This window comes from Rickettsia endosymbiont of Ceutorhynchus obstrictus, assembly GCF_964026565.1.
In the GTDB taxonomy this organism is placed as follows: domain Bacteria; phylum Pseudomonadota; class Alphaproteobacteria; order Rickettsiales; family Rickettsiaceae; genus Rickettsia.
Map to the genome: position 1 here is coordinate 1,379,560 of NZ_OZ032162.1, position 26,057 is coordinate 1,405,616.

The following is a 26,057-nucleotide window of genomic DNA, read 5'->3' on the forward strand; positions in this document are numbered from 1 at the left end:
TATTATTTAAATCTTGGAAACTAACGTAAGTTGCCGGTTAGACTTTCGCTGTCATTCCCGCGCAGGGGCGTTGTTGCATAGCTCATAATTTACCGTATTATGGTTATTATAAGTACGCTGTCATACCGTGGCTTGACCCACTACTGTACGAACGTTTAAATAAAGAGGTAAAAATTCTGTCATTCCGTGGCTACGACCACTTCAGTCCAGCTTATAATATCATAAAAAGATTCTAAAATAAGTCTAATATGGCTTTATTTTCCTGGATGCCGTGATCAAGTCACGGCATGACACAGCCTTTTTTCAACGTTCGTACAGTAGTGGGCTTGACCACGGTATCCAGAAAAAATCTTAGTAAAAAGACTAGATGCCGTGGGAGGGGCCACGGCATGACACCGGATTGCTTTGCAAAAATTCTAGCCATGCAACAAAGCCAATGCCTCCTCGCAATGACGATGTTTTTGTAACGATTCCAATCTACTCAACAAGGCTGAACTAAAATAACATCGAAAGTAATTCTAAGCGGTAACTCACATTAAACTAATTTTCTTGCACAAATTTATTATTTGCTCACTATATTTTTGTTTACGTAAATATCGACTTTTTAGCTTTAGATTCTTAAAATCTTCTGCCGTTACCGGCAATGCTTGACAAAGCTTTATTAAATCTTCATCTATAATAAAATGTCTACGAGGAATATTTATTTGCTTTACTTGCTCTTCACGATATCTAGCAAGAATTTGCATTTTAGCAATAAATTCGCTTGATTCTCTTCTAAATCTAACTTTTTGCCAAGCATCTGCAGGTTTGACAAAATAGTTTTTAATATTAAGTAAATATTGCAGTTGAGTATTATATTCATTTATTAAATTATTTTCGGTAATTATCTTATATAATTCTTTATAAATTACCTCCAGATATTCTACATCCTGCATTGCGTAATTTAACATTTCTTCTTTTATCGGACGTTTTAACCAATTGGATTTTTGACAAGTTTTATCGATTTTTACATCATAAATTTTATAGCAAAGATCATCATAGCTTAGTTGCTTACCGAAACCGCAAATATCAGCGGCAATTTGAATATCAAAGATATTACAAGGCAACACCCCGAATAAATAATAAAAAATCTCCAAATCTTCGCGAGGAGCATGAAATAATTTAAGGATTTTATCGTTAATTAATATCTGATTAAAAACGGCAAGGTCTAGGTTACTTAAGCCGTCAATTATAGCGCTATAACTTCCGGCTTTAACTTGAATAATACTTAACTTAGCATAATAAGTATTACGGCGTGAGAATTCCGTATCAATACTTATTATATCAATATTAGACAGCCTAACGCAAAACTCATCTAATATTTTTTGATTATCAATAATCAGCATAAATTTAGGAATTTATTAAGAATCGGTATTGCGTGAAACCGAGAGGATTTGAACCTCCGACCTAGCGATTAGGAATCGCTCGCTCTATCCAACTGAGCTACGGCTTCTTACACACATTTTATAACATAGGCAGTAGAGTCAAACAAGGGATATTTGTTAATAATAAATATATTCGTTATTTTGCATATTTTAGCTTGCTTTTTAGTTAGTTGTTTTTTATATTCAAGTTTCGCTTATTATTTAAGTTAAGCGGGTGTAGCTCAGGGGTAGAGCGCTACCTTGCCAAGGTCGAAGTCGAGGGTTCAAATCCCTTCACCCGCTCCAGATATTTATTTAGTTCGTATTATAATTATTATAAGTACGGTGTCATACCGTGGTCAAGCCCACTACTGTACGAACGTTGAAAAAAGGCTGTGTCATGCCGTGACTTGATCACGGCATCCAGGAAAATAAAGCCATATTAGACTTATTTTAGAATCTTTTTATGATATTATAAAGCTGGATTCCGTGGTCGTAGCCACGGAATGACAGAATTTTTACCTCTTTATTTAAACGTTCGTACAGTAGTGGGTCAAGCCACGGCATGACACCGAGCCATATAAGCCACCTATCCCTTTCCTATGTAAAATTTTCGTTTATTTTCCCTTGCATAAAAACTATTCAGAAGCTATTTTTAACATACTAAAATTTAAAATATGTAGAGGGAAATATGTCGTCTAACGAAACTAATACAGCAAATAATAGCGATATAATAGAAATACAGGAAACGGAAGTCGTGCCGGTAGAAACGGCACAAGCTCCGTCAGGATGGACTAGCTTGATCCCGATGGTGTTAATTTTCGCGGTATTTTATTTTTTATTACTTCGCCCGCAAGAAAAACGCCGCCGTCAAAGAGAAAGTTTAGTTAGCGACGTAAAAAAAGGTGAAGAGATTTTAACAAATAGCGGTATTTTCGGAACAGTCAGTAAAGTTAACGATACGGATAATAAAATTGAAGTTGAAATAGCTAAAGACGTCCATATTAAAATCTTAAAAAGCGCAATTGTTGATATTACCAGTCGCCCGAAAGAAATTAAAACCAACAAGAAAGATATTAATAAAAAAGATAAGAAGGTAATCAGTGCAAAATCTTCCTAAAGGGAAAATTTTTCTTTCTATTATATGTACAATAATTGCGATTATCTGCGCTTTGCCTAATTTTATAGCGGTAAATTCTAGATTTTTACCGCATAATACGGTGAATTTAGGACTCGATCTCCGAGGCGGAGCGCATCTATTATTAGACGTAGATTTTGATAGTTATTTAAACGACTCGATGGAGAATTTAGCCGATACTTTACGAAAATCTTTTCGAGAAGATAAAATAGGTTATAAAAATCTTACAATTAGACAAAATATTCTGCAATTAGAATTGCGTAACTCTGAAGAATTGAAACTAGTCAAAAACATCGTTAATAAAATCGATTCTGAAATTACTATTGACTATGAAGATAATAAACTTAAGCTTAGCTATAGCGATGCAAAATTAGATCATCTTCTTAATGAAGTAGTCGATCAATCTATTGAGGTTGTTCGGATGCGGGTTGACAGTACCGGCACAAAAGAACCTACCTTGCATAGACAAGGCGATAAACATATATTATTGCAAGTACCGGGCGAGGAAGACCCGACTCACTTAAAAAATATCTTAGGCAAAACCGCAAAGCTAACTTTTCATTTAGTCGATGAAACGGCAAATATAGAAGAAGCGGTTAAGGGGCATGTGCCTAGCGGCTCGATTTTAGTGAAAGGAGAAAGCGAGAATAATCAAGAATATTATGTAGTTATCAAGAAAAAAGCTATTTTAGGCGGTGATCAACTGACTAATGCTTCAGCCTCTTTTAATCAAAATTCACAGCCGGTGGTGGCTTTTTCCTTCAATAATTTAGGTAGTAAATTATTCGGCGAAATAACTAAAAATAATGCCGGTAAACGTTTGGCTATCGTGCTGGATAATAAATTACTTAGCGCACCGGTAATAAATGAGCCGATTTTAGGCGGTAACGGCATAATTTCCGGTAATTTCACCGTCGAATCGGCAAATGAATTATCCTTATTACTTAGAGCCGGTTCACTCCCTGCCCCGCTAAAAATAATAGAAGAAAGAAGTATCGGTCCGAATCTCGGCGCTGATTCTATCGAAGCCGGTAAAAAAGCCGGGATTATCGGCTTTATTGCCGTAGTAATATTTATGATTTGGTCATACGGTGTGTTAGGACTGTTTGCTAATATTGCCTTAAGCATTGCAATGCTATATATTTTAGCATTATTGTCTCTTTTTCAGGCAACATTAACGTTACCCGGAATTGCCGGCATAATATTAACGATCGGCATGGCAGTTGATGCTAACGTATTAATTTATGAAAGAATCAAAGAAGAGCTACGCAAAGGAGCTTCAAATCTTTATTCAATCAAAATAGGTTTTGAATCTGCTTTTGCTACTATTCTTGATTCCAATATTACGACCTTGATCGTCGCCTTTTTACTTTACATATTCGGTGTCGGAGCAATAAAAGGCTTCGCGGTTACGCTAACAATCGGTATTATTTCTTCGATGTTCTCGGCAATTATTATTACCAAATTACTAGTAGATATTTGGGTTAAATATTATAAGCCTCGAAAATTAGGGTTGTAATTTATACTGTATAACTTGCAGGATTTGGACTGATGTCATTCCTACGCGACAATAGCCTTGTTGCATGGCTCATAATTTACCGCATTATAGTTATTACAAGTATGGTGTCATACCGTGGCCCCTCCCACGGTATCCGGAAAAAGCCTTAATAAAAAGACTGGATGCCGTGGTCAAGCCGGCGTTGTTGCATGGATCGAAAATTGCTATATTTTGGGTATTCTTTAAAAGTACCGCGATGTCATGCCGTGGCTTGACCACGGCATCCAGTCAGGCTTTTTAATTTTTTCTGGATACCGTGGTCAAGCCACGGTATGACAAGTTTTAAGCGTTTTTAACCATCCATGCAACAAAGCCGGTCAAGCAACTAGATGACACCGCGGTACTTTTAAAGAATACCGAAATATAGCAATTTTCGTTCCACGCAACAATACCGCGTGGAATAACATCACAAAAAAAAATTATAAAAATGCAACGTTGCGGATGGACTAAAAGTGAATTAGATATTCTTTATCATGATTTAGAATGGGGGAATCCTGTCTATGATGATCAAAAGTTATTTGAGTTTATTATACTTGAAACTGCTCAAGCCGGTCTTAGCTGGTCAACTATTTTAAAAAAGCAAGAAAATTATCGCAACGCCTATGATAATTTTGATTTTGTTAAAGTAGCCGCTTACAACGATACAAAAAAACATTTATTATTACAAAATTCCGGTATTATACGGAATAAGCTGAAAATTGAAGCATCAATTAGTAATGCGCAAGTTTTTTTACAAATTAGAAATGAATTTAAAAGCTTTAGTAATTATATTTGGCACTTTACACAGGGTGAAGTTATTTATAATAATTTTAATATGCTATCGGATATTCCGACTCAAACAGACCTATCTTTAATAATTAGCAAAGACTTAAAAGCTAGAGGCTTTAAGTTTTTTGGTCCTGTTACTTGTTACGCATTTTTGCAAGCAATCGGTGTAGTTAACGATCATATTACTTCTTGTTTCCGATTTTTAAAACCATAAGAGAAAAGATAATGTCTAATAAATCACAGTTTAAAGGATGGAAGTTTTTAAAAGGTAAAGAAGGAGGAGCTAACGAATCCGGAGAGTATGGCGGTGTATATGAAAGCATAGACGCCAAAACCAAAGCCATGATAAAAAAAGAGGGCTTACCTGCAAAAAATATATCGGAATTTTTAGGCTCAAAAATTTTTGAAGCAATAAGCCCGGGTAACGGCGCACAAGTTTCTATCCTTGCTCCGAATCGGTTAGAAGATAAAATATCTCGCGGAGAAAAATCAAAAAATACCGATTCTAATATCTATGTAAAATCTGAATTCTTTAAAAATTATAGCAATGACATGTATGTTGACATGGATAAATATATGTCTCCTGCAACTAAACCAAATTCTTGGTTTAGAAAAGACGGCGGCAGACCTCTTTTTATGGGAACAAGAAACTTAGTACATAGAACTTATGACAAAGCATTTGAACAACTTAAATATCAAGGTTTTGAAAAAGTTATGCCGGCAAGTTTATTAATCGGTGATTTTGATATCCATGCCGGTAATATAGGAATTATTAGAGATACTAAAACCTCTAACCTTTTACCCCAAATGGTGCGAATAGATTTTGCCGGCAGCCTTGATAAATTAACAAATAAGATTCATCCTAATTCCAGAATGAAACACCTGCCCGGCTTTGGTCCTACCAACCATTTTAGAGAATTTCCGTCATATCTCCGAAGCAATAACCCTGAATTTGCCGATAGTTTGCTAGCAGCTTCCAAAAATAATCTAGATAGCACTATAGATAAAAGTTTTGAAGAAATGTCTAAATATTATAGCAACGACGCCCTAGCTGCTTGGGCAAAACAAGCAATGCCTAAAATATTTAACGATAAAAAGCCACAAGAAGTTACACCGGAAGAAATTAAAAATTCCTTTAAAACTATTATTAAAAAGAGACAAGAATCATTAAAAGAATACGGCTTAGAAGTTAAATTAAGCACTTTAATAACTAAAAAATTTACTTCTCCTTACTATCAAATAGATGAAAAACAGTTAAAAATATTAATTCAAGAATATCCCGACCATTTTGAGAAAATTATTAATTATGAAAAAGGAAAAAAAGGCGGGAAAAAACTTAAATTAAGTGATAAATCCCTTCGAGGTATTTTTCTTAAAAAAAGTAATGTCGAGAAGCATTTAATAGAAAAAATTGCCGATTTAAGAAAATCTATTAAAACAGAAATAATATTAAACTTAACTAGAAAAATTGAAGAACTAGAAGGAAAACTAAAACAAAGAGTAACAGAAGACAATAAAGTTACTACATCCAAAATTTCTAAGCTAAGTCGAGATATTATTAATCAGAAAGCAAATAATCTCCTTAGCGTATTACAAGAAAATATTTTAAATAAGCAGCAAGCAATATTAGCTGCTTTTCAAAAAAAATTCGGTGAGAATAAAATAAAAGACAATTATCTTATACAAAAAGATTTTGAGAATAAAATCAATAGCTTAGAGATATCAGGATATAAAAAACTTCTTGCGGCAGCTGATTTCCGGCCCATAAATTGGGATAGAGCAAAAACCACAAATAAAGAATCTATTAAAACAAAAACCATAAAAAAAGATGATAAAGAATTATTTACTTTAACTGAAACAACTATAAATATTCCAATTAATATTACCGAGAATGATGAAGAAAAAACTATCTTTATTCATAGAAAAATAGATTTTCCTATAAATATCGATTCTCCTGAAACCTCTATTAATCTTTCTTTAGTTTTGCAGGATCATCACGGTCAAAATATGCTGCTAAGTAAAGCAGTTTACTTTACCGTTCATTACAATGAGCAAGGGCAGCTTATAAAGTTAAGTAATCCACTTGGTTTAAAATTTTCCGGCACAGATAAAAATGCAATAGGTTATATTGAGCGAGAAGGTAATATTTATACTTTACCGGTAACTAAAGGTAAATATGAAGAAATGAAGAGAGCAATTGAAAAAAATAAAAACCTTAATAAAGACATCAAAAAATCAATAGAGCCTTTATCGGTAGATTTTCTTTCTACAACCGATTTAGAAATTATACAAAAAGTAAGCGACACTATTACTGCAAAGGAAAATAATACCTACTCTTCTACAATATCTATGACACCTAACAAAAAGGCAAATAGGGGCAAAGGATAAAATATAATCCTTACCCTAAAAGCCACCAATTCTTCAAACCGGCGGTATAGGTGTAAACAAAGATGAACTCCATAATTGCCAAATCAATACAATAAATACCGATAGTATGGCGACTTATCCATTTTAAGTTTATTATAGTTTTTTGAGTAAAATCTCTTGTTACCATCAATATATAGACAGTGATTGATAAAATAATCGTCAAAATAATATAAGCATCGGACAAATTAAAACCGGTCACCGTATGCAATAACGAAATCACTAGCGAGACAAAAACACAAAGCCGCAAATTCAACGGATCATGTTTGGCAATATACCCCAGCACCATAACAGCAATCACGACGGTACCGTAGTCAATAAGAAACCAGCTAACGCACCATAACATCGCAAGCACTACGGCATGACAATAACCGCAATAAAAGAAGTTATTTAAGTCATTGCGAAAATAGTAAAGATACCATTGCCCTAAATAAATAGGAATTAAAATATTGGCGGTAAGAAATTGGTTAAATAATATAGTAGTATATATCTGTAACAAAACACCGAATATTATTATTTTATGTTTTGGCTTATCATGAAAATTATATCCGGCAAAAAAGCAAAAAACCGGCATACTTATCCGCCCGATAACTCTCATAACCGTCACTTCAGGATATAAGTAAAGCCCCGCATGATCGATGATCATCGCTATAATAGCCAAGCTCTTTAACAAATCTTGGTAATTTGATTCATTTTTATTGGTTGTAATCATTTTAGTTATCTTTCTTAAGTGAGCGGTATAATTGTGGATCGAAACCACATTTAAAAAAATCGTCATTGCGAGGAGGCATAGGCGTTGTTGCATGGCTAATAATTTACCGTATTATGGTTATTATAAGTACGGTGTCATACCGTGGCTTGACCACGGTATCCAGAAAAATCTTAATAAAAAGACTGGATGCCGTGGTCAAGTCACGGCATGACACAGCCTTTTTTCAACGTTCGTACAGTAGTGGGTCAAGCCACGGCATGACACCGAAACACTTTGCAAAAATTCGAGCCATGCAGCAAAGCCTACGGCTCCTTGCAATGACTATCCCCGGAGTAATGTAACTTAAATAAAAAAGCCAAACCGAAAAAAACAGTTATGCCGGCTAAAATAGTTCCGCCTAAAGCAAAAATTTTAACTAATAAATATTCAGAATAAAAATATTCTTGATAACAAGATTTTATTAGCCAAATTACTAAAATCATTATTAAACAATTAGCTAAGATTTTATAACAAAAAATTTTTACTTCAGACTCTATATAAAATTTATTTTGTTTTTTACTATAACTATATAATAGCCATAAATTATACCATGCCGCTACGGAAGTTCCAACAGCAATCCCGATATGTTTTAAAGGAACCATTAAAATGATATTAAGCAATGTGTTAACGATAAGTGAGTATAAAGTTATCTTAAGCGGAGTTTTAGTATCTCCGTTAGCATAAAAAATAGGAGTCAAAATTTTTGCTAAGATAAAAGCCGGAAGACCCAGCGCAAAAGCAGAAATCGCCTCTGCAGTATAAATTGTATCTTGCGGGGTAAAAAGCCCTCGCTCATAAATTACATGAATTATAGGATGCGATAAAATAATAATACCGAAAGTAGCAGGCAGGGATAGTAACAACCCCATTTTAATTGCGTTATTTTGAATTTTGACAGCTGCCTTAAAATCATTTAACTTATAGACTCTGGATAATTCCGGCAATAATATAGTAGCAAAACTAGTACCTATCATCGACAGTGGGAATTGATATATTCTATCGGCATATGATAATATGGAAATTGCTCCTTCGATAAAACTAGCGAGAGACTGAGAAATAAAAAGATTTAATTGTTGAACGCCTGAGCTAATAGCCGCCGGTCCCATATTAATTAAAAACTTTTTTACATCCTTATCTTGGGGTTTAAAAACTAACGGAAAAACTAAGCCGGCTCTTTTTACACAAATAAACATAAACGAAACTTGTAATATACCCGCAATTATTAAAGACATACTTATTGCTATTACGGATTCTAAATAATTATCTAGCCATAAAGTACAAATTATTACGCAGATGCTTAGAATGCTAGGGACAAAAGCAAAGGCGGCAAATTTCTTTACCGAATTTAAAATTCCGCCAAACAAAGCAGTTATAGAGATAAATATCAAATACGGCATAGTAATACGGCACAGCAAAACCGTCAGAGTAAATTTTTCCGCGTTGCCGTGAAAGCCGGGAGCGATAATAAACATTAGCGAGGGCATAAAAATTTGCATTAATACTATTAAAATTATTAAAGTTAATAATAAAATAGTAAAAACCTCACCGGTAAAATAGCTAGCAGCCTTTTTTGAGGTTAACATTTTCTCGTTAAAGATCGGAACAAATACGTTTGAAAGCGCTCCTTCGGCAAAAATTCGTCTAAATAAATTTGGAAGTTTAAAAGCCACGTTAACGCCGTCGGCAATATTTGTCGAACCGAATAATGAAGCAATAAATAACTCCCGCGCTAGACCGAAAATACGAGAAATTAACGTAAAAAAAGCTACTATAATCCCTGAACGAAATAAGCTCACTGTGTGTTTCTCATAAGTAGCTTAACTCTTGACGTGTAACCTTATTTTGTTCTATCTCGTTTATAGCTTTATTTAAGCACTTAAAATTGGGGGGACTGGCCATTAAATAAGCTGTTTCTTCATATGATTTGAAATCTTCCAAAGAAATAATTACCGACGGTTTACCTTTTTGACGAGTAACGATTATAGGAGAATGATTTTCGTTTACTTTATCAAAAATACTAGCAAGATTGCCACGAAGCACAGAGTAATTTATAGTATCCATAATAAACCTTTATTTAGACAATAATATTTCTATAGTTTTAATCGGTAAGTATAAAGATTTTGGTTTATTATGAAAATTTATAAAACCAAAATGCTCATAAAATAATTTAGCTTTGTCATTCTTAGCTTCTACTATTACCGCATAGATACCAAAAACATTTTTACTAGCAATATATATTCTTTTCAGGGCATCTATAAGAAGCTCTGAACCGATACCCAAACCTTGATATTTCATATCTACTGCCAGCTTTCCGATTAATATCCCGGGTAAAGGATAATACGGTACAGCGTCATCTCGATCGCTTGATACAAGCGAATTTTTCTGGATTCGCCTGTGCTCACGTATTATTATACGCTGCGCAGGCTCACCTTTAAATTCACATTGTCTAAATCTTTCTGAATTTAGCTGTAACTTCTTTTGTTCAGATAACGATAAATTATCTCTTTGAAATGAAGTAGGACTTAATGTATAAAAACCTGAAAGTTGATTATTTTGCTCCAAAGAGACAAAAACCTTATTCAGCTTACTCTTCATATCTTGTATGGAGTATTTTTTTAAATATTCATCAAGCTCATCAACACCGCATAAAAATGTTGATCTATCATGTTCACTTTTATTTAATAGTATAAATCTATGCATGACCTGCAGATTTACGATATTTTTTTAATGCATTTTTTAAATTTTCATTAGGTAAAGGAGGATTCTCTAAGACTTCTAAAAATTTACTCCAATCATCTTTTGATAAATATATATTTTCATGTTCATTTATAATTTCTTTTGCTTTTATTAAAGAAACATTTTTAATAAAACTGCTTAAAGTTTCATGTGAGAAAGAGGCAGCTTGCTTTAAAATGTTATAAGAATCAAAGTCTATTCTTATTTGCATTCTTTCACTTTTAAGAGAATTTTTATTATTATGAGTTACTTGCATAATTTTATTTTTCTTTTATTGTACTCCAATCAAGCTCACATGTCAAAAGTATTGTATTATTTTCTTGCTCTATCAATCCCTTCTTCAATCAAAGCTTGAGCTTTCACTGCATTTTCCCATCCGGTAACTTTCACCCATTTACCTTTTTCTAAATCTTTATAATGCTCAAAAAAATGTACGATTCGTTGTTTGAGCATGTCCGATATATCTTCTAATTCTTTTATATTATCAAAAGTAATATCAAGCTTAGAGGCAGGCACCGCAATAATTTTTTCATCTAAGCCCGACTCGTCTTCCATCATTAATACTCCGATAGAGCGACATTTAATAACGCAGCCCGGTATCACCGGATAAGGCGCTATAACAAGCACGTCTACCGGATCGCCGTCATTGGAAAGCGTGTGCGGAATAAAGCCGTAATTACAAGGATAGCTCATCGAGGTTTGCATAAATCTATCAACAAAAATTGCTCCCGATTCTTTATCAAATTCGTATTTAACCGGCTTATCATTCATCGGAATTTCAATAATTACGTTTATTTCCTCGGCGTTTGCTTTTGCTTTAATTTTATTGATTAACATATTTACTCTTTTTTTGTATTGTTTTGTATTGTCGGTGGATAGTAATTTTCATCATGTTTGGTTAATAATTGCCGAGCAATAAATTTATTATTTGATAATTTTCCTATAGCTATTATACCTTGATTTTCACGAAATAGAGCAGGAAGTACACCTTTATAAAATATTTCTAAATCTTTAATATTGTCGGTGATAATAAAACTAATTTTATCTGCCTCGATTTTATTTATTGAAGCTACTTTTACAAGCCCCCCTACTCTAAATTCTTTGGTATTATCAATTTCATTAATTTTAGACGGCGGCAGAAAAAAAATTATATTTTTCTCTAAATTATATAATATAATACATATACCTGATGCTGCTAAGAACAAACAAATTATTATTGCTATTAATCTATTTTTTACCCCTTTTTGCATCAAAACTCTTTTGAAAATTTACTTCTTTTTATAGTTAAGCCACGTTTTAATTAAAATTAACGCAAGAACTAAAAAAGTAAATAAATATGATAATAGTAAATAATTGTCCATTTAATTTTTTCTATTTGCGGAATTAATTACTCTTAAAAAATCTATTATTTCATTAGGAGGAGAATCTAAATAAAAATGCTTCAAATATTTACCTTCTGCATCCATTAAATAAACAAAAGATGAGTGATCAATCATATAACTTGACTTATCACTATCATGATTTGCGACAGCATAATATACTTTAAATTTATCAGCCGTCTCTTTAATTTGTTCTTCACTGCCGGTAAGACCGATAAATTTAGGAGAAAAATGTTTTAAATATTCTTTAAGAACAACAGGAGTATCGCGCCTTGGGTCAATAGTAATAAATACCGGCGTAACATCCACGTCGTATTTATCAAGGCTATTTACAACTTCTGTTATTTTTTGCAAGGAAGTCGGGCAAATATCGGGACAGTAAGTAAAACCAAAGTAAATTAAACTTAATTTTCCTTTTAGGCTATTACTGTTAAATATTTTCCCGCCTTGATCTATCAACTCAAAATTGCCGCCGATCTGAACTTCACCGTCATGCATATTACCATACATATTTCCCTGACCGGCAAGAGGTTTTTTAGGCATTTCTATTGATAATAACAAATATAAGGAAATTACTCCTATTACTAAACCGATACCGATAATTATTTTAATAATATTCGTTTGCTTTTGTTTATTCATAATTATTGTTCTTTGTTTTTATTTTGTACTAATTGCAAATCATCTTTTATCAACTTGCGAAAATCTTCACCACATTTGTTATAATCAATTACTTCCACTATAAAAGGCAAATCCGACTCTTCAAAATCTTCGTCAATATGAGACCGGACACTCCAAGGAATATTTTCGATAAAACATAAATCCAAATCTGATAACCTTCTAGGGTTTCCTTTTACCCTAGAACCATAAGCATAAAAATTATAAGGATATTTTGCTAAAATTTCCTGCACTATTTTAAAATGCTTAGGTTCCATATGAATCATAGATTTTCACTTAGTTTAACAATTAACTTATCTAGTTCAGTTGAAAATAAATCAAAAATTTCAATAATTTCCTCTGCTACTTTCTGTTCATAAATATGAGAAGTTAAATTACGTTTTTTTTGAAATTCAAACCATATTTCAGGATCTACAATAATTTCCTCTAAGGCAGCACTTCTAAAGGCGGTTTTTGGTGAACCAGTTTCTATACCCCGCGCCAAAAGAAATCTTTTCATCATTTTCCAGCTAAGCTCATAACAAAATTCAAACGCTTGGATTGCCCCTGCTTTATCTCGATCGGTTTGCATATCAATACGGAATCTTTCAAAAACTTTTTGAGCTTTAACAAGGCTGCTTATATCTATTTTTTCTTGCATCATTTCCTTATATTCAATATTTGCGCAGCCTCAAGCGCTGCATAAGTAAAGATGGCACTTGCGCCGGCTCGTTTAAAACTTATTAACGATTCTAATAAACTTTTATGCCACTCGATCGCTCCGGCTTGTGCTGCGAATTTTAGCATGGCATATTCACCGCTAACCTGATAGGCAAAAATTTTGGTATTAAAATTATTTGCCGCCTCACGAATAACATCCAAAAACGGCATACCCGGCTTGATCATGACTATATCAGCTCCTTCGGCGATATCATGTTCTATTTCCAGCATCGCCTCTTTTATATTGCGTATATCCATTTGATAGCTAGACTTATCTAAATAATTTTTTTTATTACTACCTAACCCATCTCGAAAAGGTCCATAAAAACTTGAGGCATATTTAGCGGCATAAGCAAGAATATTAACATTTATAAAACCTGCATGATCTAAATACTCCCTGATAGCCATAATCCGCCCGTCCATCATATCGGAAGGAGCAACAATATCGGCACCTGCTTTAGCAAGGACTAATGCTTGATTGCAAAGGGCTTTAACTGATCTATCATTATCTACCTCACCGTTATGTAAAATACCGTCATGCGAGTGAGTAGTATAAGGGTCTAACGCCACATCGCAGATAATACCTATATCAATATCGGCATTCCTGATGCTGCGTATCGTTCGACAAATTAAATTATCCAAATTGTAAGCTTCATCGGCATTATCACTTTTCAATTCCTCATCAATACAAGGAAATAAAGCAATAGCATTAATGCCCATTTTATATGCTTGTTTCGCAGTCTCTATTACTTGGTCGATAGATAAACGATATATACCGGGCATGGTTTTAATTTCTTGCCTTTCATTATGACCTTCAACAATAAATAACGGCAATATTAAATCATTTACCGTTAAACGATTTTCTGCGAGCATCTCGCGAAGCCAAAAGGTTTTTCTATTTCTTCTTAGCCTTACTAATGGATACATAAATTTAATCTTTTTAATTTTCCTTTCATTTTAATATTATATCCAAATAATTTCAAGTATTCTATAGCATTTCTAGCTAGAGATGGCGTTATTGCGTGGATTATAATTATTATTTTCCGTTCCGCGCAACAATACTAAACGAGAATGACATTAAGCTTTAATAAAAACTTTTAGGATCAATATCAATTTTCACCTGACAGCTAGCCGGAATTTTCATTAAACTTAGCCAAAATTTTAAATATTTTTGCAAATTAAATTTTTTATCGACTATTATGAGTATTCGGTAGCGATATTTACCGGCAAGTTTCGACATTAAAGAGCTAGCGGGACCAAGAATTTTTGCCCTACTGCTTGGCGCAATCCTTACCAAATTTTTAGCTATTTCAAGTATTTTATGCTCATCGGTACCGGATAAAATTATTGAAGCCATTTTTGTAAATGGCGGCATATCGGCAGTTTTTCTTGTTTGCAACTCATATTGAAAAAATGCATCTTCATCGGGGTTTTTAATATAGGCAAAAATCATATTATCGGGATAATAACTTTGCATTAACACCGTCCCTTTTGCCTCTCCTCTCCCTGCTCTGCCTCCTACTTGATGAAGCAGCTGGTAAGTCCGCTCACTTGATCGCAAATCGGCGTTACTACTTCCGAGATCGGCATCTATTACACCCACTAAAGTAAGATTCGGGAAGTGATAACCTTTTGTTATTACTTGCGTCCCTATCAAAATATCAATCTCCAAATGCTCCATTTTATGCAGTAACTCGGCTATTTTTTCCGGCTTCCCCGCGTGATCTTTACTAATTATCGCAATTACACTATTTGGGAAAAGTGCTTTTGCCTCTTCCTCTATTCTCTCTATTCCGGGTCCGCAAATTGTTAATGAATCCTCCTCTTTGCATTCCGGACAGCTAGTATAAATTTTGCTTTGATAACCGCAATGATGACATTCGAGTTTTTTGGTTCGTTTATGCACCACCAACCAAGCAGAACAAGATTTGCAAGTAAAACGATGACCGCAAAGCTTGCATAGCATTAAAGGTGCGTAGCCTCGGCGATTAAGGAATAATAATATTTGCTTATTATTGTTTAAATTTTCGTGAATAGCTGTTATTAAAGGTTTCGATAAATAAGAATTTTTTGCTAAATTTTCTTTTTTCATATCAATTATTTGCATTGTCGGCAGAGCAGCATCTTTATACCTAGAAGCCAAAGTAATTAACTGATATTTCCCTTGAATTACATTATATATTGTTTCGATAGAAGGAGTAGCGGAGCATAAAACGATTTGCGCCTTATCAAATCCTGCCCTTATTATTGCCGTATCTCGTGCATTATATAATATGCCGTCATCTTGTTTATAAGAATCGTCATGCTCCTCATCAATAACGATTAGACCAAGATTTTTATACGGCAGAAAAAGACTACTTCGCGCGCCGATTACTATTTTAATTTTATTACTTAATATCCCCCGCAAAATCATTTTCTTTTGAGCTTTAGATACGGAAGAATTCCATATTACCGGCGCAAAACCGAAACGCTCGGTGAAACGATTAATAATTTGCATACTAAGAGCAATCTCCGGCAGCATGATCAACGCTTGCTTTCCTTGATGTAAATAATCGGCGATTAAATTAAAATATACTTCCGTTTTACCGGAGCCGGTAACTCCTTTGATTATGATAGGTTTATCGGTTTGCTTTATTAACTTGATTGCCTGCTGCTGTTCGTTAGATAAATCAGGCAACGTAAAATCTGCATTTATTATTTGTTCTTTAACTTTAATCGGTTTCTCGGCAATATCTATAGGCAGCACTAATTTAGCAACCCCTCCTAGTTCACTTAAATAATACTCACTCATCCATTTTATTAATTCTAAAATTTCTAAATTAAGCCTAAATTCCAACGGTACTTTTTCTATTACCGCTTTAAGTTTTTCCTTATCTGTTGTAACCTCTAATTCCCATACTATCCCCGTTACCTCTTTATTTCTAAAAGGCACTATTACCAAATCCCCTAAATGTAAATCTAGATGAGTCGGGACTATATAATCTAACGGAAATAATTTCGGCAGCGGTAATAATATTTTAGCAATTTGCATAATTAGGTATGACGAATTAATGGCCTTGTTGCATGGATGGTTAAAAACGCTCTTGATGTCATTCCTAGCTCAAGGCGGCGTTGTTGCATGGCTCGAAAATTAATAAAAAAACTCGTCATTGCGAAGCCGCGAAGTGGCTGCGGCAATCCAGGCTATCCCGAATGTAATGAGGGATTTAATTAGAATACTAAACAAGTTTAGTATAAAAATATGTTTAACTGGATTGCCGCGTCGGCATAAATGCCTCCTCGCAATGACGATTCCGGTAGCCATGCAACAACGCCGCTCAAGGCGGGAATATAGAAAATACTTAAAACAAGCAAAATTTATATAATAAATCTACTATTTAATTTGCTTATATGACTTCCCGGATTCCCGCCTTGAGCTAGGAATGACATCGAAAATTCGAGCCATGCAACAACGCCCCGCCTTGAGCTAGGAATGACAACCTTTTTGCAACAACTTCCGATCCATGCAACAACGCTCGAATTAATAGAAGTGGGGTTGAGGAATTTTTAGACAAAGTGCAAGCTATACATTTTATTTAAATTATTAATCTAGGGTTCTAGTACATTTTTCAAAAGGCGTGTTTAACCCCTCAATAATTGAGTCGCTTAATTTTTTATTAGAAGCTACAAATAAGGTTTCTTCTATATCTTCCCAATCATCAATTAATTTATATAAGCTTTTTCTAGATTCACTAACAATTAAATATGTCATAATTTATCCTCTTAATTCCCTTACCTATAATGGTACTACATGAAATACTGTTAATCAACAAATATCAGACTCAATTAACGAGCATTGCTAAATAATTCCCTTCACAGAACCTAATGCTAATCAATTTATTATAGTTCTAAAAATACTATTGGATACTATAACTTTCTTATGATAAATTATTATTATATACTATTTTAAATACATATAGAATTAATTATGACATGCAGAGCAAAAGGGGAAATTATACTTCCTTTAAGATTTATTCTAAAAAAAGCTCGTAATACAGTTAATAAATATCATTCTTCTGAAGAAAGCTTGGTAGATAAATTAATTGAGCAGCGCAGAAAAGAAGCTAAAGATGAATAATGTAAATATTGTAGTAATAAGATAAGGTTTTTATTTAAAATGGATCAAAAGAAAAAACTAATTATAGCGATTTCCGGCGCATCGGGAGCTATCTACGGCATTCGGCTACTCGAAATATTAAAAGAGCAAAATATCGAAACTCATTTAGTTATTTCAAACGCCGCCCACCTTACTATTACTGCTGAAACTAAATATTCAGTAAAAGAAGTTAAACACCTTGCCGATCATTATTATAATATTATGGATATGGGGGCCGCTATTTCAAGCGGTTCGTTTAAAACGCTAGGCATGATAATAGCACCTTGTAGTATGAAGACCGTAGCATCGATTGCCCATTCATTTGAAGATAATTTAATTAGCAGAGCAGCGGGAGTAGTGTTAAAAGACAAAAGAAAACTTATTTTAATGGTTAGGGAAAGCCCGCTTCATACGGGATATTTGGAGAATATGCTAAAAATATCGAATTACGGCGGAATAATCGCCCCGCCGGTACCGGCTTTTTATAGCAATCCTGAAAAAATAGGCGATATAATTAACCATTCAGTTACTCGGGTATTAGATTTTTTCGATATCGATACTAAGTTAATCAAACGCTGGCACGGGCTATAAATATAAATTACAATAAAATTTTTAAAATTCTTGAAAATAGATTGCAGACTATTTCCATAAGCATTTCATAATAAGTATCGCTCCGGATAAGATTAAGGTTATTGTTTCTGTTATAATAAGCGGAAATGAATTAATCAGAATACCGTAAATAAGCCATAATACTACACTAGTACAATATATAACATACATAGATAATGAAATATTTTGAGTAGAACGAGATTGATAAGTTTTAATTACTTGCGGGACAAAAGCAATCGTAGTTAATATACCGGCAATATATCCCATAATTTCCGTATAATCTGACATGTGGGTTTTTTATAATTGTGTAAATTTCTTAAATCCGCCAATTTTCTATTTTAAGATTATCAATGCGAGTAAACTCGTTAATATTAGAAGTAACCAATATAAGATCTTCTGCTTTTGCTATACTAGCAATTAATATATCATAAGCTCCTATAGGAGTACCTTTACTCTCTAAAACTTTACGCATCATAGAACACTCTACTGCTGCTTTTTGATCAAAAGGAAGTATGGTAATGTTGGATAAAAATTCTTTAAATACCGTAAAATAAGAATGCGTTTTTTCAAATCTTCTTAATAATCCGTAAGTTATTTCCATTTGAGTTATTGTAGAAGTATATATTAATGTTGGTGATAATATCTTAATTTTATTAAGAGTAGCACTATCTCCTCTCATAAAATCACTAATAGTACAACTATCAAGTAGATACATAAAAAATTTTCCTAAAATAATTCTTTTTTAGATTCATTAAGATTTTGCCTTAATGTCTTAACATCCGGAAAATCCTTAATACCTTTAAATTCCATAATAAGTTTTGACCATTCTTTTCCTTCATGACTATCAATCCAATCTTTTATTGCTTCTCTGACAATTGAATTACGTTTACGGTGAAACTGCTTTGAATAATTCGTTAGTTTAAGCCCCAAATTATCTTCTAAATAAATGTGTAAATTCATAATAACACCATATTTATATATTATAATATATGTTATAATATATATTATGCTTAAATGTCAAATAAAACTATGTATTATATCAGAATCTGAAGGATGGAGGAACTTACATATTCGATATTGCGAGGAGGTATTTTGCGTGGATACTTCAAACGCCCTCGGTGTCATTCCCTCGAAAGAGGGGCGTTGTTGCATGGCTACCGGAATCGTCATTGCGAGGAGGCATTTATGCCGACGCGGCAATCCAGTTAAACATATTTTTATACTAAACTTGTTTAGTATTCTAATTAAATCCCTCATTACATTCGGGATAGCCTGGATTGCCGCAGCCACTTCGCGGCTTCGCAATGACGAGTTTTTTTATTAATTTTCGAGCCATGCAACAACGCCCAAAAGAGGGAATCTACTTAACAATATGACAAAAGTTAGATACCAGCTTTCGCTGGTATGACACCAAAAATTCGATCCATGCAACAAGGTTTTCAGTCGCTCAGCTCAGACATTTGAGGTATCCGCACAACGTTATGATTCAACTTCTTGAAATTCTAAAATATCACCGGGTTGACAGTTGAGATACTGGCAAATATTTTCAAGGGTTGAAAAACGTATAGCTTTAGCTTTACCGGTTTTTAAAATCGATAAATTTTGAACCGTAATCCCCACCGCTTCGGCTAAATCTTGAAGTTTTACTTTCCTTTTAGCAAGCATTACGTCTAGATTTACAACAATACTCATTGAAATATTTTTTTAAATAGTGAATTTATATTCGGTTTGTATTTTGCTTGCCTCAAGCATTACCCACGAAATAACAATAATTAATATTCCAAAAAATATATCTTGTAAATTTGGCGTTCCAAAATACAGAGCAATATAACGTTGCCCGACAGGATTAGACATAGTCACCGCAAAAGTCAGTAACATATCACTTAGAGGCTTTATCAAAACAGCACTTAAGAAAAATATCCAAGCAATATTATTGTAATATTTGGCATTTAAAACATTAAATATTTCACCTACCGAATAATTTATAAAAATCTTTTTTAGGTAATATAAATTAAATAATAAAGGTAATACTCCAAAAAAATAAGCAATAAACCCTAGAAATTTTGAGAATATCGTCCATTTTATTAAACTAAAATTAGTATAAACTCCGTCATAAGAATAAGAAATTGCAACAATACCTCTATTAGTTAAATTTTTCATGATTTCTGAATCTATAAAAATCCAACTTAATAGTAAAAAACTTGGAACCACAATAATTAAGGAGTTAAGAAGCCAGGAAACGTAATAACTTACTTTCTGAATTTTATTCATATATATACCTTGTATAATTCTTAAATAGAAATATATTACGAGATAACTTGCTTGTCAATAATTATTTATCGTTTTTCAATAAATAATTGTTGTAATTCAAATAAAAAATTCAATTGGGTAGCATACAACTAAATCATAAAAACACCGTCATTGCGAGCGAAGCGAAGCAATCTAGCTAGCTTCATAAGATTGCCGCGCTCCTTTTAGTCGCTCGCAATGACGATTTAGGCATCCACGCAACAATGCCATAGGTAGCCGCAAGTAACATCGTCAGCCAATTCAATTCAATCTACTATAACAATTACTGCTTAAATAATGCATAATATAAAATATAAAACCAACCGCAAAAACCGTGAATTATTGCCCATAATATTGATTTGTTTGCATTATACGATACAATTATTGCTAATACCGTTCCAAAGGATACGCCACCGTAACCTAAATAATTCATATATTTATCCTTAATGTTTTAATTTTATAATATTATCTTAAAGATATAATTGATTATTTAAACCATTTATTATTTTTTAACTAAAAAATAATAAATATAAGATATAGGCATGGCAAAACAAAGAATGACAGAGAGGAAAAAAAGAGATATTCAAAAGGTATAGTAACGGAATATTGTAAAGAATGCGAAGCGTTGTTGCGTGGCTCGAAAATTAATAAAAACCCGTCATGGCGAGCGGGCATTGTTGCGTGGCTCAAAAAACGCATTCAGTGTCATACCGTGGCTTGACCCACTACTGTACGAACGTTGAAAAAAGGCTGTGTCATGCCGTGACTTGATCACGGCATCCAGGAAAATAAAGCCATATTAGACTTATTTTAGAATCTTTTTATGATATTATAAGCTGGACTGAAGTGGTCGTAGCCACGGAATGACAGAATTTTTACCTCTTTATTTAAACGTTCGGTACACTAGTGGGCTTGACCACGGTATCCAGAAAAACAACTTACAATGGTAATTGTTTTAGATTTTTAACTGGCTCTAGTTCATAAATCACGGGATGACATCCGTTAGAAGTATCCACGCAACAATGCCTCCTCGCAATGACGAGGTAAAATCGATCCATGCAACAACGCCGCTTTAACCATTAAATTATTGACACTAAATTTTATAGAATTCGCTTGTGTGCTGCGTTTATATTATACGCATAACTATAAACTATCTTTTATTGTGGATTTAACTAGATAATTCTATAAAGGAACTGAAGATAAGAAAGAGGGGTAATAGATTTTTTAAATCGTAAATAATTAGTTAAAGATAGTGACAGCAAAAATCGGACTTTGATATACTCTTCGTCTTTATTAAAATTGGACGTCGTCGTCTGCATGAATTCGTACTTCGTTACGTATCTAAATACGCTCCTCATACTCATCATTTGTCTCCTAGCCAATTTTAAAAATACTTTGAGTATATTTTTTGTAGTATATTCCTTACCAAAGTAAGCAATATACTAAGTTAGTCTTTAAAGGAGGTAATCCAGCCGCAGGTTCCCCTACGGCTACCTTGTTACGACTTCACCCCAGTCGCTAATTTTACCGTGGTTGGCTGCCTCTTGCGTTAGCTCACCACCTTCAGGTAGAACCAACTCCCATGGCGTGACGGGCAGTGTGTACAAGGCCCGAGAACGTATTCACCGCGGCATGCTGATCCGCGATTACTAGCGATTCCAACTTCATGCTCTCGAGTTGCAGAGAACAATCCGAACTGAGATGTCTTTTAGGGATTTGCTCCACGTCGCCGTATTGCTTCCCTCTGTAAACACCATTGTAGCACGCGTGTAGCCCAACCCATAAGGGCCATGATGACTTGACGTCGTCCCCACCTTCCTCCGGCTTATCACCGGCAGTTTTCTTATAGTTCCCGGCCGTTACCGCTGGCAAATAAGAATGAGGGTTGCGCTCGTTGCGGGACTTAACCCAACATCTCACGACACGAGCTGACGACAGCCATGCAACACCTGTGTGTGGTCCAGCCGAACTGAAGGAAAGCATCTCTGCGATCCGCGACCACCATGTCAAGGGTTGGTAAGGTTTTTCGCGTAACATCGAATTAAACCGCATGCTCCACCGCTTGTGCGAGCCCCCGTCAATTCCTTTGAGTTTTAATCTTGCGACCGTACTCCCCAGGCGGAGTGCTTAATGCGTTAGCTACGAAACCGAAAGAAATTCCTCCGATATCTAGCACTCATCGTTTACGGCGTGGACTACCAGGGTATCTAATCCTGTTTGCTCCCCACGCTTTCGTGCATCAGTGTCAGTTGTAGCCCAGATGACCGCCTTCGCCACCGGTGTTCCTCCTAATATCTAAGAATTTCACCTCTACACTAGGAATTCCATCATCCCCTACTACACTCTAGATTAGTAGTTTTGAAAGCTATTCCGAGGTTAAGCCCCGGGCTTTCACTTCCAACTTACTAAACCACCTACGCACTCTTTACGCCCAGTAATTCCGAACAACGCTAGCCCCCTCCGTCTTACCGCGGCTGCTGGCACGGAGTTAGCCGGGGCTTTTTCTGCAGGTAACGTCATTATCTTCCCTGCTAAAAGAGCTTTACAACCCTAAGGCCTTCGTCACTCACTCGGTATTGCTGGATCAGGCTTTCGCCCATTGTCCAATATTCCCCACTGCTGCCTCCCGTAGGAGTCTGGGCCGTGTCTCAGTCCCAGTGTGGCTGATCATCCTCTCAGACCAGCTACAGATCGTAGGCTTGGTAGGCCATTACCCCACCAACTACCTAATCTGACGCGGGCTCATCCATCAGCGATAAATCTTTCCTCCGTAGAGAATATACGGTATTAGCTTTTATTTCTAAAAGTTATTCCGTACTGATGGGCAGATTCCCACGTGTTACTCACCCGTCTGCCACTAATTAATTAGAGCAAGCCCTAATTAACTCGTTCGACTTGCATGTGTTAAGCATACCGATAGCGTTCGTTCTGAGCCAGGATCAAACTCTCAAGTTTGATTCTGTCTATTTTTACTTCAAAAAATTGACAGGTTTAATTAATCACTTAAAGTGATATGTACATTTCGCTGTCACTATCTATATCTAATTATTTACTTTTAAAACAGCTGCGAAACCTTTGTAAGCCATCGCCTTCGTAGGAGTAGTTATAAGCAAGATATCGCCCCTTGTCAACTACATTTTTTAAATTATTTCTATTTTTTTTATTTTATTTTAAATCGTCATTGCGGAAAGTCGTAGGTGTTGTTGCATGGTTTGAGAAATTAATAAAAATCCGTCATGGCGAAGCCACGAAGTGGCTGTGGCCATCTAGGAAAATAATAGTCGTCCTGAATTTATTTCAGTATCTACAAAAAAGATGCTGAAACAAGTTCAGCATGACAAAAACTGGATGGCCACGGCGCCAAGAGGCGCCTCGCCATGACGATTCCGGGAGCCGACGATTTAGTTATTCACGAAAACACTACACTTCCAAACGTTTAATTTTGCTCTTTAGTTCTTCGGTATTAAATTCTATATTAATTACTGCCCCGCCTTGTTTGCTGTTAGCTATATCTAAGGTAGCGCAATGTTCTTGGGCTATTTTCTTAACGATAGCAAGCCCTACCCCCATACCTTTATTCCGAGTAGTTACGTAAGCTTCCGCCGCTCTACCGATTAGCTCCGGCGGGAAGCCTTTGCCGTTGTCTATCATGGATATAGTAACTATCGAAGATGAAGATGCTATAGCAACCGAAATATTACCTTTTGTTGCATTTTTTGTAGACTCTATGGATTCTTCAGCATTTTTTAACAAGTTAATCATTATTTGATTTATTTGCGTAGCATCACAGACAAAATCAATCGAATTAACATCACTATTAAAAACATATGATATTTTGTCATTTATTAATTTACGCGATTTGACTATTTCTTTTATAAGCAAGACTAAATCGCAATGAGCAAAACTAGGAGCGGGGAGCCTCGCAAAAAGCACAAATTCGGAAACAATCTTTTTTATATCGTTAGTATGACGGATAATCATGTACAAATAATTCTCAAATTCTACCTTGTCTTTTACGTCATTACTAAATTTTTTAAGCAATCTTTCCGAAGCAAGTAAAATAGGAGTTAACGGATTTTTAATTTCATGCGCTACTTTCTTTGCAACATCCGACCAGGCAAGCGCGCGCTGGGCAATAACTAAATCTCTTTGTTGACGGCTAAGCTGTTTAATCATTCTATTAAATGCCGAATAGAGCGCGCCTATTTCATCTTTGTCGACTTCATCTTCAGAAACTTGAATAGTTAAATCACCGTCTTTTACTTTATCCGTGGCATTAACTAATTTTTTTATAGGATTTACTATTTTAGCGGTAAACATCACGCCGAAACTTATCGCCACTAACAAAAGCAATAAGGCAATGAAAATAAAAATTATCGAAAATTTAATTTGCATGCCGGAAACTTGATTTTTAAGACGATAATACTCTCCTGCCGCACCGTTAGTTTTATCGATATGATCAATAATTTTATTATCAACCAACCTGCCGACTAATAAATATACGTCATTATATTCTTTGAGCTTAATCAGCATACGGATTTTAGTAGGATCGGACTTTACTTCCACTATCTCACCTAAATCCGCTTTTTTTATTAAATGCGCCGGTATAGTTGCAAAGGATAATGAAAAGCTTAAAAAAGTATTCGCAATAATAGTGTTGGTAGATTTATTCAAAACTATTGCTTCATCTAGTGAGCGCATCTCGGCTTCGGTATTTAGCGTTTTGGTAAATAAAGCGGGATTATGTACCAAGTCGTAATACATATCGCTTAAATCCTCGGCAACGGATAAAACGGTTTCTTTTAGCTGTAATTTATGTTCGTCAATATAAGATTCGGCGACTATTATGGATTGATCTAAAACGGCCGAAATTTTTTTATCAAACCAAACTTGAATACCGAAATTAAAGAAATAAGCGGAAAACACCGAAACAATAATAGTCGGAACGGTAGCAACCAAACTAAAAGCAATAATAATGCGGTTTTGTAATTTAGAAACATTTTGATCGTCGCCCTTAGTAAAAAAGCTTTGAAAGAATTTGCGAGCGAGTAATATACCTAAAATTAAAAAAATTACTAAATCGACTAATATAAATCCTATAACTTTACTAGGGTCTAGCCCGCCTTTTCTTGACTCTACCGACATTACGTAATAAGTAGCACAAGCTAAAATAGTCGCAACGATCATTAAAATAAAAATTATTGTTCTACTGTGAAGATACTGACTATGAAGATATTTTTGTAATAGCGGTTTAAAATAATTTGGCATAATGATTAATTACTATGAGTGTTGTCTCTGGATGCGGCAAGAACTTAGTAAAATTAAAGTCATCCTGAACTTGTTTCGGCGTTGTTGCATGGCTCGAAATCATTACAAAAATCGTCATTGCGAGGAGCGTAGCGACGCGGCAATCTAGGAAAAAAAACAGCAAAAAATGCTATGAAAATTATTATTTTCTGGATTGCCACGCCGCTTGCAGCGGCTCGCAATGAC

At 34.6% G+C, this 26,057-nt stretch carries 35 protein-coding genes, 2 tRNA genes and 1 rRNA gene; 11 read left to right on the forward strand and 27 right to left on the reverse strand.

Features of this window, described 5'->3' with window-relative positions:
- The first annotated feature begins 287 nt into the window (after positions 1–287).
- Positions 288–467 carry a hypothetical protein gene (locus AAGD64_RS07840; protein WP_341793011.1) on the forward strand — a complete coding sequence of 60 codons (180 nt, stop codon included), beginning with the start codon at positions 288–290 and terminating at the stop codon, positions 465–467.
- A 63-nt stretch (positions 468–530) separates the two neighbouring features.
- Here the strand turns inward: AAGD64_RS07840 and AAGD64_RS07845 are convergent, their stop codons facing one another.
- Both AAGD64_RS07845 and AAGD64_RS07850 read right to left on the reverse strand, forming a co-directional pair.
- Complete coding sequence (locus AAGD64_RS07845) at positions 531–1,385, reverse strand: ribonuclease D (protein ID WP_341793012.1); 855 nt, start codon at positions 1,383–1,385, stop codon at positions 531–533.
- A gap of 33 nt (positions 1,386–1,418) precedes the next feature.
- Positions 1,419–1,492: transfer RNA gene (locus AAGD64_RS07850), tRNA-Arg, on the reverse strand.
- A 142-nt stretch (positions 1,493–1,634) separates the two neighbouring features.
- Between AAGD64_RS07850 and AAGD64_RS07855 the strand changes: the two genes are divergently transcribed.
- The 6 genes from AAGD64_RS07855 (at position 1,635) to AAGD64_RS07880 (ending at position 7,255) form a co-directional block, all read left to right on the forward strand.
- Positions 1,635–1,709 (forward strand) — tRNA-Gly (locus tag AAGD64_RS07855).
- A 385-nt stretch (positions 1,710–2,094) separates the two neighbouring features.
- Positions 2,095–2,523: a preprotein translocase subunit YajC gene (yajC, locus tag AAGD64_RS07860; protein WP_253308553.1), complete on the forward strand. Its 429-nt coding sequence runs from the start codon at positions 2,095–2,097 to the stop codon at positions 2,521–2,523.
- A complete protein-coding gene (gene secD, locus AAGD64_RS07865) occupies positions 2,507–4,060 on the forward strand; it encodes a protein translocase subunit SecD (protein ID WP_253308552.1) in 1,554 nt (517 codons plus the stop codon). Before yajC ends, secD begins: the two co-directional genes overlap by 17 nt.
- A 64-nt stretch (positions 4,061–4,124) precedes the next feature.
- A complete protein-coding gene (locus AAGD64_RS07870; protein WP_341793013.1) occupies positions 4,125–4,340 on the forward strand; it encodes a hypothetical protein in 216 nt (71 codons plus the stop codon).
- A 186-nt stretch (positions 4,341–4,526) separates the two neighbouring features.
- Entirely contained in the window at positions 4,527–5,081 is a 555-nt protein-coding gene (locus AAGD64_RS07875; protein ID WP_341793014.1) for a DNA-3-methyladenine glycosylase I, read from the forward strand.
- 11 nt (positions 5,082–5,092) lie between these two features.
- The gene (locus tag AAGD64_RS07880) at positions 5,093–7,255 is read left to right on the forward strand and encodes a Sca4 family protein (RefSeq protein ID WP_341793015.1); all 2,163 of its coding nucleotides are present in this window, start codon (positions 5,093–5,095) and stop codon (positions 7,253–7,255) included.
- Positions 7,256–7,265: 10 nt separating this feature from the next.
- On the opposite strand, the gene AAGD64_RS07885 is transcribed toward AAGD64_RS07880, so the two are convergent.
- A complete protein-coding gene (locus AAGD64_RS07885; RefSeq protein ID WP_253308549.1) occupies positions 7,266–8,003 on the reverse strand; it encodes a TraX family protein in 738 nt (245 codons plus the stop codon).
- Between the two features lie 191 nt (positions 8,004–8,194).
- Between AAGD64_RS07885 and AAGD64_RS07890 the strand changes: the two genes are divergently transcribed.
- Positions 8,195–8,344: a hypothetical protein gene (locus AAGD64_RS07890; RefSeq protein ID WP_341793016.1), complete on the forward strand. Its 150-nt coding sequence runs from the start codon at positions 8,195–8,197 to the stop codon at positions 8,342–8,344.
- Here the strand turns inward: AAGD64_RS07890 and murJ are convergent.
- From murJ to AAGD64_RS07955, 12 genes are all read right to left on the reverse strand, one after another.
- Positions 8,306–9,838 carry a murein biosynthesis integral membrane protein MurJ gene (gene murJ, locus AAGD64_RS07895; RefSeq protein ID WP_341793017.1) on the reverse strand — a complete coding sequence of 511 codons (1,533 nt, stop codon included), beginning with the start codon at positions 9,836–9,838 and terminating at the stop codon, positions 8,306–8,308. The genes AAGD64_RS07890 and murJ overlap by 39 nt on opposite strands.
- Before the next feature lie 10 nt (positions 9,839–9,848).
- The gene (locus AAGD64_RS07900) at positions 9,849–10,103 is read right to left on the reverse strand and encodes a type II toxin-antitoxin system prevent-host-death family antitoxin (RefSeq protein WP_341793018.1); all 255 of its coding nucleotides are present in this window, start codon (positions 10,101–10,103) and stop codon (positions 9,849–9,851) included.
- 9 nt (positions 10,104–10,112) lie between these two features.
- The gene (locus tag AAGD64_RS10640) at positions 10,113–10,742 is read right to left on the reverse strand and encodes a GNAT family N-acetyltransferase (protein WP_410526069.1); all 630 of its coding nucleotides are present in this window, start codon (positions 10,740–10,742) and stop codon (positions 10,113–10,115) included.
- Positions 10,735–11,034: a DUF1778 domain-containing protein gene (locus AAGD64_RS07915; RefSeq protein ID WP_253308545.1), complete on the reverse strand. Its 300-nt coding sequence runs from the start codon at positions 11,032–11,034 to the stop codon at positions 10,735–10,737. Before AAGD64_RS07915 ends, AAGD64_RS10640 begins: the two co-directional genes overlap by 8 nt.
- A 56-nt stretch (positions 11,035–11,090) precedes the next feature.
- Positions 11,091–11,615, reverse strand: a complete 525-nt coding sequence (gene ppa, locus AAGD64_RS07920; protein WP_253308544.1) for an inorganic diphosphatase — start codon at positions 11,613–11,615, stop codon at positions 11,091–11,093.
- A 2-nt stretch (positions 11,616–11,617) separates the two neighbouring features.
- Positions 11,618–12,028, reverse strand: coding sequence for a cytochrome c maturation protein CcmE (gene ccmE, locus AAGD64_RS07925; RefSeq protein ID WP_253308543.1), 411 nt, complete (start codon positions 12,026–12,028; stop codon positions 11,618–11,620).
- A 111-nt stretch (positions 12,029–12,139) separates the two neighbouring features.
- On the reverse strand, positions 12,140–12,796 hold the full coding sequence (locus AAGD64_RS07930) for an SCO family protein (RefSeq protein ID WP_341793019.1): 657 nt from the start codon (positions 12,794–12,796) through the stop codon (positions 12,140–12,142).
- A gap of 2 nt (positions 12,797–12,798) precedes the next feature.
- A complete protein-coding gene (locus tag AAGD64_RS07935) occupies positions 12,799–13,089 on the reverse strand; it encodes a nucleotidyltransferase family protein (protein WP_341793020.1) in 291 nt (96 codons plus the stop codon).
- A gap of 5 nt (positions 13,090–13,094) precedes the next feature.
- Entirely contained in the window at positions 13,095–13,472 is a 378-nt protein-coding gene (locus AAGD64_RS07940; RefSeq protein WP_341793021.1) for an HI0074 family nucleotidyltransferase substrate-binding subunit, read from the reverse strand.
- Positions 13,472–14,458, reverse strand: a complete 987-nt coding sequence (hemB, locus tag AAGD64_RS07945) for a porphobilinogen synthase (RefSeq protein ID WP_253308539.1) — start codon at positions 14,456–14,458, stop codon at positions 13,472–13,474. Before hemB ends, AAGD64_RS07940 begins: the two co-directional genes overlap by 1 nt.
- A gap of 157 nt (positions 14,459–14,615) precedes the next feature.
- Entirely contained in the window at positions 14,616–16,562 is a 1,947-nt protein-coding gene (locus AAGD64_RS07950; protein WP_341793022.1) for a primosomal protein N', read from the reverse strand.
- Between the two features lie 2 nt (positions 16,563–16,564).
- Positions 16,565–16,708, reverse strand: a complete 144-nt coding sequence (locus AAGD64_RS07955) for a hypothetical protein (RefSeq protein ID WP_341793023.1) — start codon at positions 16,706–16,708, stop codon at positions 16,565–16,567.
- Between AAGD64_RS07955 and AAGD64_RS07960 the strand changes: the two genes are divergently transcribed.
- On the forward strand, positions 16,696–16,896 hold the full coding sequence (locus AAGD64_RS07960) for a hypothetical protein (protein ID WP_341793024.1): 201 nt from the start codon (positions 16,696–16,698) through the stop codon (positions 16,894–16,896). The two genes, AAGD64_RS07955 and AAGD64_RS07960, sit on opposite strands and share 13 nt — an antisense overlap.
- A 51-nt stretch (positions 16,897–16,947) precedes the next feature.
- Here AAGD64_RS07960 and AAGD64_RS07965 read toward each other — a convergent pair whose 3' ends face one another.
- Together AAGD64_RS07965 and AAGD64_RS07970 are read right to left on the reverse strand one after the other, a co-directional pair.
- Positions 16,948–17,085, reverse strand: coding sequence for a hypothetical protein (locus AAGD64_RS07965; protein ID WP_341793025.1), 138 nt, complete (start codon positions 17,083–17,085; stop codon positions 16,948–16,950).
- A gap of 29 nt (positions 17,086–17,114) precedes the next feature.
- A complete protein-coding gene (locus tag AAGD64_RS07970) occupies positions 17,115–17,282 on the reverse strand; it encodes a hypothetical protein (protein WP_253308537.1) in 168 nt (55 codons plus the stop codon).
- A 216-nt stretch (positions 17,283–17,498) separates the two neighbouring features.
- On the opposite strand from AAGD64_RS07970, the gene AAGD64_RS07975 reads away from it, so the two are divergent.
- Positions 17,499–17,648 carry a hypothetical protein gene (locus tag AAGD64_RS07975; RefSeq protein WP_253308536.1) on the forward strand — a complete coding sequence of 50 codons (150 nt, stop codon included), beginning with the start codon at positions 17,499–17,501 and terminating at the stop codon, positions 17,646–17,648.
- A gap of 39 nt (positions 17,649–17,687) precedes the next feature.
- Entirely contained in the window at positions 17,688–18,257 is a 570-nt protein-coding gene (locus AAGD64_RS07980) for a UbiX family flavin prenyltransferase (protein ID WP_253308535.1), read from the forward strand.
- Between the two features lie 48 nt (positions 18,258–18,305).
- Here the strand turns inward: AAGD64_RS07980 and AAGD64_RS07985 are convergent, their stop codons facing one another.
- The 10 genes from AAGD64_RS07985 to AAGD64_RS08030 form a co-directional block, all read right to left on the reverse strand.
- Positions 18,306–18,563 (reverse strand): SemiSWEET transporter, encoded by a 258-nt coding sequence (locus AAGD64_RS07985; RefSeq protein ID WP_253308534.1) that lies wholly within the window; start codon positions 18,561–18,563, stop codon positions 18,306–18,308.
- Positions 18,564–18,591: 28 nt separating this feature from the next.
- Complete coding sequence (locus AAGD64_RS07990) at positions 18,592–18,990, reverse strand: PIN domain-containing protein (protein ID WP_341793026.1); 399 nt, start codon at positions 18,988–18,990, stop codon at positions 18,592–18,594.
- An 11-nt stretch (positions 18,991–19,001) separates the two neighbouring features.
- A complete protein-coding gene (locus AAGD64_RS07995) occupies positions 19,002–19,235 on the reverse strand; it encodes a hypothetical protein (RefSeq protein WP_341793027.1) in 234 nt (77 codons plus the stop codon).
- 57 nt (positions 19,236–19,292) lie between these two features.
- The gene (locus tag AAGD64_RS08000; protein ID WP_341793028.1) at positions 19,293–19,565 is read right to left on the reverse strand and encodes a hypothetical protein; all 273 of its coding nucleotides are present in this window, start codon (positions 19,563–19,565) and stop codon (positions 19,293–19,295) included.
- A 189-nt stretch (positions 19,566–19,754) separates the two neighbouring features.
- Complete coding sequence (locus AAGD64_RS08005) at positions 19,755–19,967, reverse strand: helix-turn-helix transcriptional regulator (protein WP_341793029.1); 213 nt, start codon at positions 19,965–19,967, stop codon at positions 19,755–19,757.
- 12 nt (positions 19,968–19,979) lie between these two features.
- Entirely contained in the window at positions 19,980–20,546 is a 567-nt protein-coding gene (locus AAGD64_RS08010) for a DUF2975 domain-containing protein (protein ID WP_341793030.1), read from the reverse strand.
- A 531-nt stretch (positions 20,547–21,077) separates the two neighbouring features.
- On the reverse strand, positions 21,078–21,239 hold the full coding sequence (locus AAGD64_RS08015; RefSeq protein ID WP_341793031.1) for a hypothetical protein: 162 nt from the start codon (positions 21,237–21,239) through the stop codon (positions 21,078–21,080).
- 781 nt (positions 21,240–22,020) lie between these two features.
- Positions 22,021–23,519, reverse strand: a 16S ribosomal RNA gene (locus AAGD64_RS08020).
- Positions 23,520–23,984: 465 nt separating this feature from the next.
- Positions 23,985–25,832 carry a sensor histidine kinase NtrY-like gene (locus tag AAGD64_RS08025; protein ID WP_253308526.1) on the reverse strand — a complete coding sequence of 616 codons (1,848 nt, stop codon included), beginning with the start codon at positions 25,830–25,832 and terminating at the stop codon, positions 23,985–23,987.
- A 59-nt stretch (positions 25,833–25,891) separates the two neighbouring features.
- Positions 25,892–26,053, reverse strand: coding sequence for a hypothetical protein (locus AAGD64_RS08030; RefSeq protein ID WP_341793032.1), 162 nt, complete (start codon positions 26,051–26,053; stop codon positions 25,892–25,894).
- Positions 26,054–26,057: the final 4 nt, after the last annotated feature.